Source organism: Vibrio sp. 1F279, from assembly GCF_041439815.1.
Classification (GTDB): Bacteria; Pseudomonadota; Gammaproteobacteria; order Enterobacterales; family Vibrionaceae; genus Vibrio; species Vibrio tasmaniensis_A.
The window spans coordinates 65,914-85,701 of sequence record NZ_JBGOOU010000024.1 but is presented as its reverse complement, the minus strand read 5'-3'; the positions used below and the strand labels follow the sequence as shown (position 1 = coordinate 85,701).

5 protein-coding genes and 1 pseudogene are annotated in these 19,788 nt (G+C 43.6%); 3 read left to right on the top strand and 3 right to left on the bottom strand.

All coding sequences use genetic code 11. From position 1 onward, the window contains the following. Nucleotides 1-300: 300 nt before the first annotated feature. The 3 genes and pseudogenes from ACED60_RS17025 to ACED60_RS17015 all read right to left on the bottom strand — a co-directional run. Nucleotides 301-2,394 (bottom strand): annotated as a pseudogene (locus tag ACED60_RS17025) (type I secretion system permease/ATPase); the annotation flags it as partial. 89 nt (nt 2,395-2,483) lie between these two features. Further along, the gene (locus ACED60_RS17020) at nt 2,484-3,845 is read right to left on the bottom strand and encodes an HlyD family type I secretion periplasmic adaptor subunit (protein WP_017083706.1); all 1,362 of its coding nucleotides are present in this window, start codon (nt 3,843-3,845) and stop codon (nt 2,484-2,486) included. After that, nucleotides 3,842-5,956, bottom strand: a complete 2,115-nt coding sequence (locus ACED60_RS17015) for a peptidase domain-containing ABC transporter (RefSeq protein ID WP_371728046.1) — start codon at nt 5,954-5,956, stop codon at nt 3,842-3,844. Before ACED60_RS17015 ends, ACED60_RS17020 begins: the two co-directional genes overlap by 4 nt. Before the next feature lie 270 nt (nt 5,957-6,226). Between ACED60_RS17015 and ACED60_RS17010 the strand changes: the two genes are divergently transcribed. From ACED60_RS17010 to rtxA, 3 genes are read left to right on the top strand one after another with little or no spacing between them, the layout of a single operon-like run. Further along, nucleotides 6,227-6,571: a hypothetical protein gene (locus ACED60_RS17010; protein WP_017082577.1), complete on the top strand. Its 345-nt coding sequence runs from the start codon at nt 6,227-6,229 to the stop codon at nt 6,569-6,571. Between the two features lie 26 nt (nt 6,572-6,597). Continuing rightward, the gene (gene rtxC / locus ACED60_RS17005; RefSeq protein WP_032545857.1) at nt 6,598-7,059 is read left to right on the top strand and encodes an RTX toxin-activating lysine-acyltransferase RtxC; all 462 of its coding nucleotides are present in this window, start codon (nt 6,598-6,600) and stop codon (nt 7,057-7,059) included. A gap of 21 nt (nt 7,060-7,080) precedes the next feature. Continuing rightward, the gene (rtxA, locus tag ACED60_RS17000; RefSeq protein ID WP_371710172.1) at nt 7,081-19,692 is read left to right on the top strand and encodes an MARTX multifunctional-autoprocessing repeats-in-toxin holotoxin RtxA; all 12,612 of its coding nucleotides are present in this window, start codon (nt 7,081-7,083) and stop codon (nt 19,690-19,692) included. The last annotated feature ends 96 nt before the right edge of the window (nt 19,693-19,788 follow it).

Genomic DNA, 19,788 nt, shown 5'->3' with positions numbered 1-19,788 from the left:
AGCCCCGTTTGCACAGAGCCTTATTGTACTCCGCCCAGTTAGTTATCTTCTTTTTTGCCTTACCCATGTCACCACCGCTCTAACCATCATAAAGGATCAGATCGCAAGACTCGAAAAAGGTTCAACTGATTTAGGCAACAACGCCGTTCCAAGGTGAAAAAGCCGTTTTTTGATTTTCGAGAAGACATAATAAAGGCTCAAAAAGTGTGTCAACACACACTTTTTGGGTTGAGTGAATGTCAATGGTTAAAGCTCACACCATCCATATTTCTTATAACAACGTAGATTTCAATTTATAAATCAGCCGCCAATTTGTTGCTTCCATAATTTTGCATAAAGACCTTCCTTCTCAACCAGTTCATCGTGAGTCCCACTTTCACAAACTTGGCCTTTATCAAGAACAAGAATATTATCCGCATGACGAATGGTGTTAAGGCGGTGTGCGATGCTAATTACGGTTCTATCTCTACAAATCTCTTTCATGTTGCTCATGATGGCAGCTTCAGAGTTGTAATCGAGTGCTGACGTTGCTTCATCAAGCAGTAAAATCCTAGGGTTAACGAGTAGGGCTCTTGCTAACGCAATACGTTGACGCTGGCCGCCAGATAGAGAGCCCCCTTTTTCCCCAACGGGCTGATTAAACCCGTGGGGAAGTCCTTCAATGAATTCCAAAGCACCGGCAAGCTGCGCAGCATTGCGTATTTCCTCATCAGTAGCTTGAGGCTGACTTAGGCGGATATTTTCTGCAACGCTCCCAGAAAAAAGAATACTTTCTTGTAATACCACACTCATGTTGCGACGTAGCGAAATTGGGTCGGCTATCGCGAGATCCATACCGTCTACCAATACTTGACCATGTTGAGGGACATACAAACGTTGCAATAGCCGGGTGATGGTACTTTTTCCTGAGCCTGATGGCCCGGTGATGCCGATAAACTGGCCCGGTTTTATTTCTAACGATAAGTTGGCCAACACTTCGGGAGAGTCTTCGTGATAACGAAAGCGAATGTTACTAAATTCGATGCCTCCATTGAGTTCAGGAACAGAAGCTAACCCTTGTTTACCATTTTCTTTTGGTTCATCAAGAATATCGCCCACTCGCTTTAGTGCAATAAGAGTATGTTGGAAGTCTTGCCAAATTTGCGCAAGTCGAAGTACCGGCTGAGTCACGTGGCCGGCCAACATATTGAAGGCCACCAATTGTCCGGGTGTGAGCTCACCGTTAAGTACTTCGCTGACTCCCCACCACAGGAGCAGTGCCGCAGTCAGTTTCTGTATCAGCCCGATGCCTTGCCCTGCAATGAGTCCTGATTTTTGAGCATCAAAGCTACGGTTTAGTTGTTGGCTGAGGATATGTTGCCATTGATGTAAAAATCGATGTTCAGTCGCTGTGGTTTTAATGGTTTCAATGCCTGTTACTGCTTCCGTTAGAAAGGTCGTGGCATCGGCATCCGATTCGTATTCTGATTCCACTTTTTTTCTTATGATTGGACCAGCAATAAGCCAAAGTAAGAAATAGATAAAAAGTGAGCCGATTACTAGCCAAGTCAGAGTCTTGGCATAATGGAACATAACAGCAAGAAAGACGGTAACAAAAATGAGATCGAGCAATAACATCAACGTCGAACCGGTCAAAAACTGGCGAATTTGCGCCATTTCACGAACTCGAGCAATGATTTGTCCTGTCTGACGCTGCTTGAAATAATTGAGGGGGAGGCCGACTAAATGGCGATAAAGGCGTCCTGATAGCTCTGCATTTACTTGACTTGCGAGGTGGCCAAATACGGTATTGCGCAAGTAACTGTATGCTGGCTCTGCAATGGCAAGAGCAAGCATCGCTATGGCGAGCACATGTAAACTGGACAAGCTGCGACCGACTAGCACTTTGTCGATGACATTTTCAAACAACATCGGGCTCACCAGTGCGAATATTTGAAGGGCAATAGCATAAATAAACACATCTCGCATTTGGCTCTTTTGACGCCAAATAGAGGGGGCAAACCAGCTAAGGCCAAATTTCACTTCTTTGCTACTTAGTCTTTCATCCGCGACCAACATTACCTTGTACGTTGATGAGTGACTACTCGGACTAAGCTCACTCTGCTGCTCCAATTGAGTGGCTGGATCATATAAAAGAGAGGAACCGTCCGCTGATTTTGTGAGCACTTTCCAACTATTGTCGATTTCAATTAAAACGGGCAGTGGAAGGGTATCTAGCTCGTTCGATTTTACTTTCGTTACTTGACTTTTCAGGCCAATATAATCTGCAGCTTCCCTTATTTCCAAGTCATTTAAATTGGAATGACTGACGCCTAAAGCATGCTTGAGCTGTGTCTTGGTCGACTTTTTGTGGAAATAGTTACCCGCATAAACGACGGCGTCGATTCCGCCATTATCTTGTGTGATAGAAGCGTCCTGATTGATAGAAGCATCTTGAGTGGTAGAAACGCTATTTTCCGTTGTTGATAAGGTCATATCCATACTTACCTCTCTCTTAGCGATTCTGCTTGGTATTCACGTATTGGGCTCAGCAGGTAGTCGATAACACGACGTTTATCCGTTTTTATTTCCGCAACGACGGACATGCCTGGTGTCAACTCAATACTTTTACCGTTGATTAAGATGTTGTTATTCTTAAGCTTAACTTGGGCTGGGAAAATGAGCCCCAAGCGTTCGTCTGTAGTAGAATCACGAGAAATACTCAATAGCTCAGCTTCGATAGTACCGTAACGAGTGTATGGAAACGCATCTACTTTTACTGTCACTGGCTGTCCTGGGTAAACAAAACCTACGTCTTTATTGAGAATTTGTATTTCCGCCTGCTGTACTGCATTTTCAGGGACAATAATCATTAAATTTTGTGCTGGTTGAAGTACTGCTCCTAGCGTGTAAATACTGAGTTGCTGAACCGTACCATCGACAGGAGAACGGATGATTTCTAACTGTTCACGCTCACGAACTTTAGACAACTCCTGAGCTAAACCCCCGAGTTGCAATTTCGCTTGTTTTCTTTTTTCGAGCCATTCTCTGTGTTTTTGTGCTTTGAACCCCGTCAGCCTTTCTTCAAGACTATGGTATTGCGACTTTAGAACCTCTAATTCAGCTCGTTGTTGCGACACTTGGCGCTTAACTTCCAGTAGCTCTTTTTCTTGCTCTAGATACTCTACGTGTCCAATGACTTTTATTTGATTCAACGTTTTTCGTGCCGCGAGTCTCTGACTAATATTTTCGGTTAACTGAATTAATGCGTTGATGTCACTTTGACGAGCCGCTTGTGATGTTTTGTTGACCTGCATTTCTGCTTTGATACTTGCCAGGGTCGACTCATATTCACGTTTCTCACTCAAGAAGTTTTCATTGATCAACGCTTGTTGTTCGAGTGGTAAGGCCGAAAATAATAGGTCCTTAGAGAGTGGCAGGCCACTATTCAAAGATTGGTATCGAATTAGGTCATTAGTTTGAAATTCAGACTGAGTGATTAAACGGGTAATGTCTTGATTGATGCCTAGGGTATCAAGAGTAAGAAGCGGCGCGCCTTTTGTCACTCGTTGCCCATCTTTTACGTGAATAGAGAGAACCCGGCTCTGCTCATAAGATTGAATCACTTGTGAGCGGCCAGAGACAACGAAACGTCCGGTAGCTGTCGCTTGTATATCTAATTTCCCCCAATACGCCCAAATTAAGACGGCAACGACTCCCAAGCTGAGCGTGATGGCCGTTATGCGAGCAAATGGTGAAGGAGGACGTTGTGATAAGGCGAGGTGCGCAGGCAAAAATTCGTAATGCTTCTCAGTCGCTTGGTTTATTCTAAATTTGGCTAAGAATCGCTTGATGACACTTTTCATGCGTTTGAATCCTCTTGCTTGAGCTCTTGCTGAAGTTGCCATAATTGTTTGTACTGTTTGCCCAATGTGATTAACTGTTGATGGTTACCTTGCTCGACGATATTACCTTGGTGTAGAACGATAATTCGGTCGCAATCTCGTACGGTGGATAACCGGTGAGCGATAGTGATGACCGTACGGCCCTTCGCGATATTTGCCATATTGGATTGAATCAACGCTTGTGATTCGTCATCCAGTGCACTCGTGGCTTCATCCAGGATCATGATTTTGGGATCTGAAAGTAGAGTTCGCGCAATCGCCAGGCGTTGTCTCTGTCCGCCAGAAAGGGACTGCCCACCTTCGGCTAAGATCGTGTCATAGCCGATTGGGAGCTTCATGATAAATTCGTGAGCTCCAGAAAGTTTTGCCGCTTCGATAACCTCTTCTAAGCTAGCTTCAGGCTTCGATTGGGCAATATTTTCGCAAACACTTTTGTTAAATAGATAGTTTTCTTGCAGAACTATGCCGATTTGTTGGCGCAGTTGCTGGATGCCAATTTGATTAAGTGGTGTGTTATCAACCGTTATTAACCCTTTTTCTGGGCAGTAGAGTCGTAGCAGTAATCGAGCTAGAGTACTTTTCCCTGAGCCTGATGTTCCCACAACGCCTAATGTTTCACCTGCTTGGATATCTAGCGACAAGTTGTTAAGGGTCGGTGGGATATCTGGTTGGTAACGAAATAGGATGTTTTTGAACGAAATTGCGCCTTGTAATGCAATCGTATCGCTCCCTGTGTGCTGCTCCACAGGTAAATTAAGCATGTCTCCCAATTTTTCTAGTGCCACGCGCGTTTGAATAAATTGCCCCCATAACTCAACCATGCGTGATAAAGGTTGGGCTATATGGTTTGTCATCATCTTAAAAGCGATCAGTTGTCCGATAGTCATTTCCAATGACAGTACTTCTGTTGCCCCTAACCACAGAACTCCAACACTTGTTACTTTCTGGATGAGTTGAACGACATGGTTGGATCGGTTGTTGAGTTGCTGAACCACGTACCCAGTAGAGACCATTTTTTCCGTTTGATCGTCCCAACGGCGAACAAAACGAGGCTCTACGGCTAAGCTTTTTAGAGTTTCACTGCCAGCCACTGTCTCTGTGAGAAAAGAGGTATTTGCAGCGGCGTGCGTAAATTGCTCTTCTACCGCCGCTTGCATTCGAGGTGTAAGCCACCAAGCGAGCAATACGTAAAGAGGGATGGTTGCAATAAATAGCCATGTGAGAGGAGGTGAAAGCAAACTCATTACATAGAGAAAGACAAACATGAACAAGAACTCGACCGTTAAAGTAAACATCGAGCCTGTTAAGAATTCTCGTACAGTATCAAGCTCGCGCACGCGAGTTACGATAGCGCCTACTTGACGTGTTTTGAAGAACATCAAAGGAAGGCCAAACAAGTGCTTTACTAACTTAAGTCCTAATTGAATATCAATTCTATTGGCTGTGTGCGCATATTGATATTCGCGTAAGCCGCGAAGTAGAACCTCTACAATGCCAGTGATCACAAGCCCTATCACAAGCACATCAAGGGTTGACCAAGCTTGATGTACAAGCACTTTATCCATCACAACCTGAAAAAATAGCGGTGAGATTAAGGCGAGTATTTGCAATACAAAAGAAAACAAAAAAATTTCCCCGAGTATTCTTTTGTGTTGCAAAAACTCAGGAATGAACCAGGCGATATCAAAACGTGATTGAGCTTGTTTTATCTCCAGCCATCTGTGGTTCCAAATTGAATTGAGTTCGTTATACGAAATTATTTCAGGAGTTTCTTTATTAGGTCTTTGTATTAAACACTTATCTTTATTAGATTTTGCTAAAGTTAATGGTAAACCTTCCATATCGAATAGAATCGAAGGAGTTTTTACTTTATCTAGACTTTTAAATTGTGAAAACTTAGCTGATACTTTGATTTCTTTTTCATTTTCTATTTTTTTAATAAAATCAAAATAATTCATTTCTTTAATTTTTGATATGTCGCTTTCCCCATTGATTATGTCCTTTTTGCCATCTTCAATTAATTTCAGGTGAAGGTTTATGCATAATATTATCATTGTTTCTTTAGCTGTCATTTTGCATTCTAATTAGATTTTTTAGAGGTTTTATACTAGCATTTGATATATTTTCCAGCAAGTTTTCGTTTTATTTTTATTTTTATATTTAATTTCATTGTATCTTATTGATTTTATTGAGTTAATTTTAATTTAATTTGGTTTTTTGATTTAAATTTAATTGTTTCTATTAACAATTCAATTTATTTCAATTATAGTTTCTTTTTTCGCAATTAAATGCGATTAAGGTTCATTTCATTTTGTTTTGTTAAATTTTTGAGATTTTATTTTATGACAGAGAAGTTTGTTCAAACCATTTCTAGTGTTAATTATAATAAAGGCGTTTTTTCCCTTTATTTCGTAGGTCAAGACCAAAAAAATATGGCTAGTGGCGTAATGGCTGAAAATGATGATGACCTTGAGCTTAAACAAGTGGTTCATATGCCAGCTTCTGGCTTTATGTATATGGTTTCCATGGTTAAAAACATGCTCGAAGATCCTCGCATGTCAGCTGAATTTGACAAGTTAGTTGCAGCGGGTTTTTTACCATCAAGTGAACCGGTTGACCCTCAGGCTGAAGAGGGAACAACGGAAGAAAAAACTGCGCCAAAAAAGCGAGTTTCTAAAGTTAAATAGCAACTGCATTTGGTGATATTGGGCATATGTCTATTGCATATCAATCAGCAAATCTTACGTTAGCGCAAATTCAAAAAATAATCGGAGGGGTGATGTTGTTAAGTCAGCATTCACCTCTTCATCGCAGATACGTTGTTGCTGAATGGCAGCAACGTATTATGCCTGCGTTTGAGCTAAACCAGTTTTGCTATTACGAAGATGAACAAGGTCGCCCAATTGCATTTTGTAATTGGGCGTTTTTGTCTGAGCAAAGCCGAGATGAGTTGTTATCTGGAGTGCGGGAAATTTCTTTATCTGACTGGCAATCTGGCCAGCATATTTATATCCCAGAGATGATAGCGCCATTCGGTCATGGCCGCGAAGTTGTCAATGACCTTCGTCGCCGTGTATTCCTTCCGTGGCAGGGGCAGAAAGTTTGTACGGTCCGCGGCAAGGTCAATGTTCAAAGTGATCGCTGTATCAGAAAGGTACAGTGGTTTTCTATTTAATCCGAAATTAGAGTTTATTTTATGGGAAAACCATTTTGGAGAAGTGTTGAATACTTCTTTACAGGGAGCTATACCGCTGACGATGGGGACAATAATATTGTTGCGACTAGTCTTATTGGCGGCGATATTCGAGCTTACGGCGGTGATGATCATATCACCGTCGCTTCAATTACTGCCACAGTTTATACGGGTAGTGGTAATGATACAGTCGTAGGCGGTGCGGCCCATCTAAAGGTAGAGGATTCTATTGGTAACCTTAGTGTAAAAGGTGCGGCTGGGTATGTTGATATCAATAAAAGTGGGGGTGGTGATGTCTCATTTGCCGGCCTTGCTGGTGGAGTTACTATTGACCACTTAGGTAATCGCGGTGACGTAAATTATGGAGGTGCAGCTGCATACAACGGTATAACCCGTAAAGGTCTAAGTGGTAATGTGACATTTGGTGGTGTTGGTGGTTACAACAGTCTTTGGCATGAAACAAACCAGGGTAACTTATCCTTTACGGGGGCAGGGGCCGGAAACAAACTCGACCGAACTTGGTTCAATAAATACCAGGGTTCACGTGGTGATGTGACATTCGATGGGGGCGGTGCGGCTAACAGTATTAGTTCACGAGTGGAAACTGGCAATATCACTTTCCGTGGTGTTGGTGCCGATAATCATCTGGTTCGAAAAGGTAAAGTTGGAGATATAACCCTACAGGGTGCAGGCGCATCAAATCGAATTGAACGTACACGCCAAGCTAATGACGTTTATGCTGAAACACGAGGGAATGTTACATTTGAAGGGGTTGGAGGGTACAACAGCCTTTACTCTGATGTCGCCCACGGAAATGTCAGTTTTTCCGGGGGGGGAGCCTACAATAATATTACCCGTAAAGGGATAGGTAAAGACTTCGACGGCGAAGGGATGGCGCATGTCAATGCCGATGAAATCGTGCTTACTCAAGCGGTACTAAGTGGAACTTGGATTGGCCAGGATCATCAAGTTACGGGTATAAAATCGACACGTGAGCCGAATACTTATCTGTTTGCTTTCTCGGATTCTAAGTACACCAAAATAAATAAAATTCAGCTGAGTAACGATCCTGAAACTGGAGAGCTTAAGTATTATTCTACCGCTTGGTACAAAGAAGGCGATCATTTAAGTAACTTAACGAGCCAGGATATTTCCTCTGAGAGCGGGTTTAACCCCGTTAAAGTCTATGGCGCATATACGCTGTCGGATTTGAAAGTTGAACACCAGAAAGCGGTGACTATTCACGCCGTTGAAAAAGACCTTACAGAATATGAGTGGGTGACCTACGCTAACGGTGCGGTGATTGATGCTAAAGACGTGTCATTATCTGATGCAAAAATGGGTGGGCATGCTATCTCTTCGGATGGCTCGACTGTCGATGTCAAAGCAGTTAAATCGAATCGAAAAGCAAACACGTACGTCTATGCAAAAGTCTTGGGGTCATACACAAAAATAGTTGTCGTCGAACTTGCAAACGATCCCGATACCGGAGTACTAAGGTATCAAGCTCGTCCTTGGTATAAAGAAGGCGACCACACCCAAAATTTGTCTAGTGAAGATATTTCTTCCGCAAACGGTTACAGCTCTGGGTACAAAAATGGTTACTCGTTGAGTCAGCTACAATACAGCGTTAATACGTTGAGAAGTACCAGTGAAATAGTAGCGGATATTGATGAATACAATGAACAATCATTGTTTAAGTCTGCTAGCGATGGTGGTGAAAGTTCAGGGGACGTTCGGTTCAATGGTGTCGGTGGCGGTAACGTCATCAAATCCAATGTGACACGCGGTAATGTCTACTTTAACGGTGGTGGTCTCGCCAACGTTATCCTTCACAGCTCTAAGTTTGGTGATACCGAATTTGTTGGCGGCGGCGCGGCTAACGTCATTGTTAAAAGTGGCGATGAAGGCGACCTCACTTTCCGTGGTGCTGGTTTAGCTAACGTGCTCGTTCATCAGAGCAAACAAGGGAAAATGGATGTCTACGCAGGCGGTGCGGTCAATGTATTGGTTCGTATTGGTGACGGCGAGTACTTAGCCCACTTACTTGCTTATGGCAATATTTCAGTTCACAAAGGTAACGGTAATAGTCGTTTGACTATGCTAGGCGGCTACAACACGCACACCCAAATTGGGTCTGGCAACGGGTTGTGGTTAGCGGTCGGTGGCTTTAATGTCATGACACAGGTTGGTAAGGGCGACATCGCTTCTGTACTTGTCGGTGGCGCGAATGTCATGACTAAAGTGGGTGACGGTGACCTCACGGCGGGTATGCTTGGTGGCGCCAATATCATTACTCATATTAGCGGTGATGATACGGCCTCAAATACGACCGCAGTCGCACTTGGTGGTGCAAACATCCTAACCAAAAAAGGCAATGGCAATGCGCTTGCCGTTATGGGAGGAGGCGCCAACGTACTTACACATGTTGGTGATGGCTCGACAACTGGCGTCATGGTTGGTGGGGCGAACATTCTAACCAAGGTGGGCGATGGCGATACCACAGGCATTATGTTGGGTATTGGTAACGTATTGACTCATGTTGGCGATGGCCAAACACTTGGCGTAATGGGTGCTGCGGGTAATATCTTCACCAAAGTAGGCGACGGCACTTCAATAGCCGCTATGATCGGCGTAGGCAATATCTTCACTCACGTTGGTGAAGGGAACGCGTGGGCGCTAATGGGCGGCCTAGGCAATGTATTTACCAAGGTTGGTCATGGTGATGCATTAGCGCTTATGGTCGCAGAAGCGAATGTCTTTACGCATATTGGTGACGGCACAACAGTCGCATTAATGATAGCAAAAGGTAATATCGCGACTAAGGTGGGTAATGGTACCTCGATAGCCGCGATGGTAGGTAACGCAAATATATTCACTCAGGTGGGTAATGGCAGCACGTTTACTGCAATGCTTGGCCAAGCCAATATCATGACGAAAGTGGGTAATGACCTAACTGCTGCATTAATGATCGGTAAAGCGAATATCTATACTCACGTTGGTGATGGCACAAGCTTAGGTTTATTTGCTGGCGAACTAAACGTGATGACGAAAGTGGGTAATGGCACAACCTTAGCCGCGATGTTTGGTAAAGCAAACATTATGACTCACGTAGGAGATGGTCTTACTGGCGTACTAGCCCTTGGTGAAGCGAATATCATAACGAAAGTCGGTGATGACTTCATGGGTGTTGTCGCAGCTGCGAAAGCAAACGTAGTGACCCATGTTGGTGATGCAACAACCGCAGCTGTGTTGGCGGGTAAAGGTAATATCTTAACCAAAGTTGGCGAAGGAACCACCGTTGGTTTACTGATATCAAAAGTGGGCAATGTCATGACCCATGTGGGGGATGGTACGACTATCGGTTTGGCGAAAGGTAAAGCTAACATCATCACAAAAGTGGGCGATGGATTAGGCGTTAACGTGGCCTGGGGACAAGCAAATATCTTCACTCACGTTGGTGACGGTGATCGATACAACTTCGCCAAAGGTGAAGCGAACATCATCACCAAAATCGGTGATGGCCAAGAAGTTTCTGTGGTTCAAGGTAAGGCGAATGTCATTACTCACGTCGGTAATGGCGATGATTACACGGGAGCTTGGGGCAAAGCGAATATCATTACGAAAGTGGGTGATGGCCGTAATGTTGTTTTAGCGAAAGGTGAAGCGAACATCGTTACTCAAGTGGGTGACGGAGATAGCTTCAACGCACTTTGGAGCAAAGGCAATATCGTCACTAAAGTCGGTGATGGTATGCAGGTCACGGCGGCAAAAGGTAAAGCCAATATTACGACAACCGTGGGTAATGGCCTGAGTGTAACGGCGGCCTATGGTGATGCGAATATCAACACCAAAATTGGTGACGGTATTTCAGTGAACGTTGCATGGGGCAAATATAACGTTAACACCAAAGTGGGTGACGGTCTCAATGTTGCGGTGATGAAAGGCAAAGCAAACGTGAATATTCACGTAGGTGATGGCTTAGGGATTAACGCTTCTTATGCCAGAAATAACGTTGCTATCAAAGTGGGTAACGGTGATTTCTATAGCCTAGCCGTCGCGTCAAGTAACACGAGCAGCAATAAGCTTTCCGCACTGTTTGATAATATTAAACAAACTCTTCTTGGAGTGGGTGGCAGCCAAGCGATTAATTACCTAGTTCAAGGTGATGAAGCTTCTTCATCAGGAATTCAGAAAGGACGAGGTGCTATTTCAACGCCTGAAATCACTAAACTTGATGGTTTCGACTTAGATGAAATCGAAGAAGTGGGTTCCGATCTAGGAGACGGTTTAAGTGGAAGCGTGACCAACGTTGAAACGCCTGATCTCAGCAACATGGAAAATGAACTCAACATCGAAGAATCTTCAAATCAAACGCAAACACCTAACTTGATCGTCAATGGTGATTTTGAGCAAGGTGGTCTGGGATGGGAATCGACTCACGGTGTTGAAGTTGCCTCTTCAAGTAAGGATTATGGCGTAAGTGGTGATGGTCATGGTTCACTTGTTACAGAGCTAGATACTTATACTAATACAAGTCTTTCTCAAGATTTAACGGATTTAGCGGAAGGTGAAGTCATTGCGGTTAGCTTTGATTTTGCAAAACGTGCAGGTATTTCAAGCAACGAAGGCATAGAAGTTCTCTGGAACGGTAATGTTGTATTCTCAACTTCTGGCGATGAAACAGCTTGGCAACAAAAAACACTTAAGTTGACTGCGAATTCTGGCAGCAACCGAATAGAATTTAAAGGCACAGGCCATGATGATGGGTTGGGCTATGTTTTAGATAATGTTGTGGCGAAATCTGAAACATCACACCAAGCTAATGCTGTTGCCGATAATGCGGAACAAAATCAAGCTGCGCAAAATGCAATGTCTGACAAAGAACGAGCGGAAGCCGATCGTCAACGCTTAGAGCAAGAAAAGCAGAAACAACTTGAAGCCGTATCGGGTTCTCAGGCTCAATTAGAATCCACCGATCAAGAAGCATTAAAGAGCAATGGTCAAGCGCAGCGTGATGCTGTGAGCGAAGAGTCTGAAGCGGTAACTAAAGATCTGACGACATTGGCCCAGGGACTTGATGTGCTGGATAACAAAGCGGTTTATGTAGGTGAATCTGGTGAGCATTGGCGCAACCATTTCGCAGACGGTCTTTTAGAGGATGCTCAAACCAAATTAGGTCAGGCTAAAGATGTTGCTGGGGAAAGCATCATCGCTGCGAAAAAAGCGCACGTAGACAACCAAAAAAGTGTCAACGATTCTGTGGCGAAATCAGAAGCAGGCGTTGCGAAAGGCGAACAGAATCGCTCTGGTGCAGAGAAAGATATTGCGAATACTAAAGCCGACGCTGATGCGCGTAAAACAGACGCCACTACGAAAGCTAATGAAGCTAAACAAGCTGAATCGAATGCGAATAATTCAGCTAGAGACGCTGAAGAACGTGGTAATCGTGATGCAAGAAATGCTGAAAACAAAGCGGATCAAGCACAAGCGGATGCGAAAGGTTCAAAGCAGAACGAAGAGGATCGTCCTGATCGTCAAGGTGCTGTGGGCAGTGGACTTTCGGGTAAAGCACGCAGAATAGAAGGTGCAGGCGTCACGGGTAACCATGTGAATGCCAACAACAAGTCAAGCGCCGATGGCCGATTCAGTGAAGGATTGAGCGAGCAAGAGCAAGAAGCGTTAAACGATGCTGTTCAAGCCGTAAACCGACTACAAATCAATGCAGGTATTCGCTCTAAAAATACCGGAAGAGCTATCACTTCCATGTTCACTGAGAGCAATACCGACAGTATCAGAGTTGTAAATCGAGCATCACAAGATGTAAACCGAAAAGATATTCGCATTTCAGGTGTCAATCTTCACGGGCTGGGTGAAGCGGCTGACACTTCTTTAGCTGTAAGAAAAGGCGTAGATGGTTTTGACTTCTCATTGCTTGGCTCTAATGATGCAAGATTTGTCGATTCGACTAAGCGACACATTGGCAAGCTTTTAACGGATTTACCTAGTAAAGAGTTGAAAGTGGTAAGAAGTAACATTCAGTCAATTCAGCGTACCCCATCTGAAAAGAATCTTGCTGCCTTAGAGTTGGCTCTTCACCAGTGGCAGCAAAAAAATCCAAAAGAGTTCGCTCAACGTGGTGAGTTAGTTAAGACACTCCAATTTGAAATGGTGTCGCTGCAAAGCCATATTCAGAGGAACCGTTCGAAGGACGCCAATGTCTTTGGTATTGCAATTGATCCGAAAGCTGTTGAAGCGTTTGAGTCTAAGCTCGTGTTTGACGGTATTGGTCGTGTGGTTGGTTTGATTGAACCTTTGACCGAGCACGAAATCAATAGCTTAAAGTCGTTCGGAGTGGTTTCACCGACCCTGACGAATTCAACTTCAGAGAGAGATGCGCCAAAAACTGAAAATGAGAGCCTTATTGAATTTATTTATAAGCTAGGTCAGATAGAGACTACTGAAACTTATGCGAATGAAATACATGAGTTAGTAGAGCAAGCTAAAACGCTATGGATGAGCGGAAGTGTGACTCAAGAGAAAGCGGTTAAGCTGTTTAGCGAGGCTCATGAAAAGTTAGCAGAACACCCTAAACTGCAAACGCTGGCAAATAAATTACTGGCTGATGCAAAGAAAGATAAAGCGACAGGTCAATATCTCGATAATTTGTTTGGCCGTCGTTTTGACTCTGAAATAGCTCATGAGTTGGTGAAAACACCGACAGAACAAGCGATTAATACTTCAGTTCAAATCGGAACCAGTTTAGTTAATGATTTTGACGAATGGATACATGGCTTGCTGCCGGATGCGGGAGACGATGTGTTGCGCGCTGAGCGAATCCAGACAAAAATGGAAGCGTTTGCAGAAGAGATCGCTAAAGACAAGCGTCCATGGTTTAGTCGCGTCCCGACCTTAACTCAATTCCTTGAAACACCGAATTATGACAACTTCAAAACTATGATGACACAAGTTGATGATGGTTTCGGTGTTATAAAAGTTCCTTTCCTGGCTGTGAAAATGGCAATTACCCCTGGTTTGGGAATGGAAATGGCCCCGTGGAAAGCTGAAGGGGACCGTTTCTATCGGAATGTTATCACCAAGGCTCGTTCAACTGATGCGGTAATATCATCAGGGGTTGAAGGTGAAAACAAAGTTACCCTTATTGAAAAGAAAACCAGTGATTATGGTACGGCGCTTCAATATCAACCGAAAGGTGATAACTACGATGACTTTATAGAAGGCCGCAGTGTCGCAGATGGTCGAATTCTTACTCCGGGTAAAAAGACAACATTCGAAAGTAATGCCTTGAATAATGGTCTGCCGGTAGTGACGGGCGCGTCGGGTTCAACCAATATCATGACGCACCTGAACCAACATATTGCGAGTAAGAATCCAGGATTCTCTGTTGATCAAGCTTACCTAAACACCTTGTCTTTCTTAGTTTTTGATGGCGGTCACTCAGTCAACGAAAGCCTTGCTGTGTACAAAGCTTTGCAGGAAACGGGAGAGGATCGCAAAAAAGTATTGGAAAGCTACACCGCCAACTATCAGGATCTGATAGACCTAGTTGATGATAGCTCAAAGGGCACAGTGCGCGATGCGCTGGACAAGGCATTGGATAAAACGCTTAAGTTCTACAAAGAGCATGCTAATTCTGCATCAGATGAACCAGGGGAAGTGTTACCAGTTAAGAGGGCGACAAGTGACAAAGTTGCGGATCTTGAATCATTAGGAAAAAAGACCGGATTAAAAGTAGATTTATCTCAAGTATTTACGAAGCAAGAGCTGAAAGATAGAGCGAAAATTTTTGCTAAACCGATTGGTGCTTCTTATCAAAGTATCTTAGACCAAGTTGATTTGGTGCATCATTCCAATGGTCAAGAGCAGATGAGCGCGAGCTTTGAACTTTGCAATAAGATTAACGCTTATTTAGCTGAACATCCAACCTCCGGTCGTAATCATGCACTAACGCAATTGAAAGAGCAGGTAAGTACTGAGTTATTTAAAGGGGAAATGAAAGTTACCCAAAAGGCCATTGACGCTATTGCAAAGACACGCCCCGAACTTGCCGCTGACATTTATATGGTGGCGATCGAGGAAGCCAATGGTGAACATGCGGGTCTAACCGAAATGATGGTCCGTTGGGCAAATGAAGACCCGTATTTATCGCCAAAGCAAGGATATAATGGAGAGACTCCGAAGGATTTGGGCTTTGACGCTAAATATCACATCGAACTTGGCGAACATTATTCAGACTTCAAACAATGGTTGGAAAAATCACAGGCGAACGATTTACTAAGCAAAGCTGTCTTGGATGAAGCGACGAAAACTGTCCACTTGGGTTACAGTTACCAAGAGCTTCAAGACTTGACCGGGGTTGAGTCTGTTCAGATGGCTTTCTATTTCTTGAAAGAAGCAGCTAAGTCGTCGAATCGGAGCTCCGGCGATTCAGCTGAAATGATCTTGCTAAAGAAATTCGCAGACAGAAACTATGTTTCTCAAGTTGAAGCCGGTCGAATGGATCAAATTAAAGGTATTTACCACAGTAGTCATGAGACAGATGTTGAGAGCTGGGATCGCCAATATTCTGGTATTGGATACGAAGACCTAAGTAAGAAACTTGCCGAAAAGAAGAATGTCGAAGAGCAGCTTTCTCTACTTCTAAATGACCGTAAAGGTCTTTTAATTGGCGAAGTACATGGCAGCGATGTTAATGGTTTGCGCTTTGTTAATGAGCAAATGGATGTACTCAAGAAGCAAGGTATCACTGTCATTGGTCTAGAGCACCTGCGTTCGGATCTTGCGCAGCCACTGATTGACAATTATCTGGCTACTGGTGTGATGTCCAATGAATTAAGTGCAATGCTCAAAACTAAGCATATAGACGTTACTTTGTTTGAAAATGCACGTTCAAATGGTATGCGCATTGTTGCTCTTGATGCGAATATTACGGCTCGCCCTAACATTCAAGGGACAGAGCATGGGTTGATGTATCGGGCTGGAGCTGCAAATAATATAGCGGTAGACACGTTGCAAAAATTGCCAGCGGGTGAAAAATTTGTTGCTATCTATGGGAGAGCACATTTGCAATCTCACAAAGGCATTGAAGGGTTTGTTCCTGGCATTACCCATCGTTTAGGTTTACCGGCACTTAAAGTGAGTGAAACGAACCAATTCAAGATTGAGAAGGATGATGTGAGTCTACGTGCTGTTTACGAAGATGTCGTGAATAAACCAAAGATTGTTTTCACTAGCTCCTTAAGTGGAGAGGACGGTCATGTTAATAATAAACATGTTGATAGTTGGAAGCGTGTTGAAGTTCTACCTCAAACGGGTGGCGGGGAAACTCGATTTGATGGACAAGTTATTGTTCAAATGGAGAACGACCCTGTGGTGGCTAAAGCTGCGGGGAACTTAGCAGGTAAACATCCTGATAAGAGTGTGGTAGTTCAACTTGATTCAGACGGAAACTATCGAGTGGTGTTTGGTGACCCCTCGAAGCTTGATGGAAAGGTTAGATGGCAATTAGTTGGTCATGGCCGTGGTGATTCAGAAAACAATAATATGCGCATGAGTGGTTATAGTGCTGATGAATTAGCAGTCAAGCTTGCTAAATTGAATCAAGCCTTCAGTGGATCAGGAAGCATCACCACTCAACCTAATCATATTAGCGTCGTGGGCTGTTCTTTAATTAGTGATGACAAACAGAAAGGCTTTGGTAAGCAGCTTATTAAAGCGATGGATATAAATGGAATTCGTAGCGATGTTTCAGTCCGGAGCTCAGAGGTTGCGGTTGACTCAACTGGTCGTAAACACACTCGTGATGCTAATGGCGACTGGGTACAAAAAGCGACACAACACAAAGTTACATTTAGTTTGGATGCTCAAGGTGAAGTGACGACGAAAGAAGAGCGTATTCGAAATGGCATTGCTGAAGGAAACATTAATCTTTCTCACGTTGGTATGAGCAAGACGGACGAGTCTGTCCGTGGGGCTATTGGTGAAAACAACAATGTTTTTGAGGCACCAGAAAAAAGAAAAATAAATCAAGGAACCTCCTCAACTTCAGGAAACAGCAATCAGCTCAGCTACTCTGGGAACATCCAAGTGAATGTGGGCGATGGCGAGTTTACCGCGGTGAATTTGGGCACATCTAACGTTAGCATTAAAGTGGGCACTGGTGGCTTTAAGTCATTGGCATTTGGTGATAACAATGTGATGGTTCATATCGGTAATGGTCAGAGCAAACACAGCTTCGATATCGGTGGCTATCAGGCTCTGGAAGGTGCGCAGATGTTTATCGGAAATCGCAACGTGAGCTTCAACTTAGGACGAAGCAATGATTTGATTGTGATGCTGGATAAATCGATCCCAACCCCACCACTTGTTAACCCGTTTGATGGGGCCGCTCGTATTTCTGGAGTTCTGCAAGGTATAGCAAATTCGGGCAAAGGCAAAGATTGGGTTTCTGCTCAAAATCAACAGTGGACATTGTCAGGCGCGAAGAAGTTCGTTAAAGATATGTCTGGTTTAGATCAAAGTAGCAGTGTTGACTATGACACTCTTGTGAGTTTGGATTCGCAAAATGGACGTAGTAGCCGAGGTTTGAAGAATGACACTGAAGCTGTTCTGAACAAGAAGTTCAACAAATGGTTAGGTGGTAATGACACCAGTGCAAACAAACTAAGTCGCGCAGATAAGTTTCGTCAAGCGAATGAGAAGTTAGCATTTAACTTCGCTGTTGGTGGCCAAGGTGCGGATATTCAGGTCACGTCGGGCAATTGGAATTTTATGTTTGGTGACAATATCCAGTCTATCCTTGATACCAATCTAGGTTCTTTGTTTGGCTTAATGACACAGCAGTTCTCTGCAACAGGTCAAGCGAAAACAACCTTCACATATAACCCTAAAGATTTACCCCGACAGTTAAAGAATAAACTACTTGGCCAGTTGTCTGGTGTGGGTGCGGATACGACACTTGGGGACATCTTCGGTGTGGATTACACCGCATCTGGGCAAATTCTTGCTCGTAATGGTAAGCCGGTAGACGGGGTTGCAATCCTCAAAGATATGCTGGAAGTGATTGGTGAGTTTAGTGGTGATCAACTTCAAGCTTTCGTCGATCCTACTAAGCTGTTAGACGATTTGAAATCGGGAATTGATATGGGCGCAGATGGCCTTAAGTCGTTCGCAGAAACTCATGGTTTGAAAGAAAAAACGCCAGAAGAGAAAGAGGATAAAGCATCAGTTTCCGTTAATGGGACCAACGTAAATGGTGTTCAAAAAAGTCGCGATGAGGCTACAACGCCTGAAAAAACCCCGAAAAAAGATCGTGCATTTGGTTTTAATTCGTTCAGTCTACCTAACTTGTTTACGACTATCTTTAGCCAAGATAAGCAAAAAGAGATGAAATCGTTGGTAGAAAACCTGAAAGGGAACCTAACGAAAGATCTACTGAATATGAAAGAAAAAACATTCGATTTCTTAAGTAAGAGTGGTCATTTAAAAGGGGATGGTGATGTCCATGTTTCTCTAGGAAACTATAACTTCAACTGGGGTGGCGACGGCAAAGATTTAGGGGCTTATCTAGGGGATAACAACAACTTCTGGGGCGGTCGAGGTGACGATGTGTATTACGCAACTGGTACATCCAATATTTTTACCGGCGGTGAAGGTAATGATATGGGCGTTCTTATGGGGCGTGAAAATATGATGTTTGGTGGTGAAGGTAATGATACTGCTGTGGTCGCTGGACGAATTAACCATGTTTTCCTTGGTGCTGGTAATGATCAAGCATTTGTCTTTGGGGAAGGTGGACAAATTGATACCGGAACAGGGCGAGATTATGTTGTGACTTCTGGTAATTATAACCGCGTGGATACAGGTGATGAGCAAGATTACTCAGTTACGATCGGTAATAACAACCAAGTAGAGTTAGGTTCGGGGAACGACTTTGCCAATGTCTTTGGGAACTATAATCGTATCAATGCTGACACTGGTAACGATGTGGTCAAGCTGTTGGGTTATCACGCAGTGTTGAACGGCGAGGAAGGGGACGATCACTTGATTGCAGCGGCCATGTCAAAGTTCAGTCAGTTCAATGGCGGTGAAGGACATGATTTGATGGTACTTGGTGGATACCAAAATACATTCAAAGGTGGGACTGGTGTCGACAGTTTTGTCGTGAGCGGTGATGTTATCGACAACCTTGTTGAAGACATCCGTAGTGAAGATAAGATTGTGTTCAATGGCATTGATTGGAATAAACTGTGGTTTGAGCGTAGTGGTTATGATTTAAAACTTTCTATATTACGTGATCCTGAAAGCGATACTAACCAAGCGAAGTTTGAACATATTGGTTCTGTCACTTTCGCTGATTACTTCAATGGTAATCGTGCACAAGTTGTTGTTGATATGAGAGATAAGGATGCGAAAGGTGAACGAGATTATACCGCGTTATCTGCCACCTCGATTGACGCATTGGTTCAAGCTATGAGTGGTTTTGCGCCTCAGGGTGGCGACAATGGCTTTATGGATAACCTTGATAGTAAGTCTCGAGTTGCTATCACTAAGGCATGGTCCGATGTTTCTAGAGGGAAAAACGCTTTTGCATAGCTAATAAACTATAATTTCAAACATTAATCTAAGCCGTCTTCTTTTTGAAGCCGGCTTTTTTATTTTAATTCTCATACAATGATTGATTTAACTTCA

Coding starts and splice junctions, on each gene's coding strand:
- ACED60_RS17020 (WP_017083706.1), bottom strand. CDS start 3,845: ATGAAAAGTGTCATCAAGCGATTCTTAGCCAAATTTAGAATAAACCAA.
- ACED60_RS17015 (WP_371728046.1), bottom strand. CDS start 5,956: ATGACAGCTAAAGAAACAATGATAATATTATGCATAAACCTTCACCTG.
- rtxA (WP_371710172.1), top strand. CDS start 7,081: ATGGGAAAACCATTTTGGAGAAGTGTTGAATACTTCTTTACAGGGAGC.
- rtxC (WP_032545857.1), top strand. CDS start 6,598: ATGTCTATTGCATATCAATCAGCAAATCTTACGTTAGCGCAAATTCAA.
- ACED60_RS17010 (WP_017082577.1), top strand. CDS start 6,227: ATGACAGAGAAGTTTGTTCAAACCATTTCTAGTGTTAATTATAATAAA.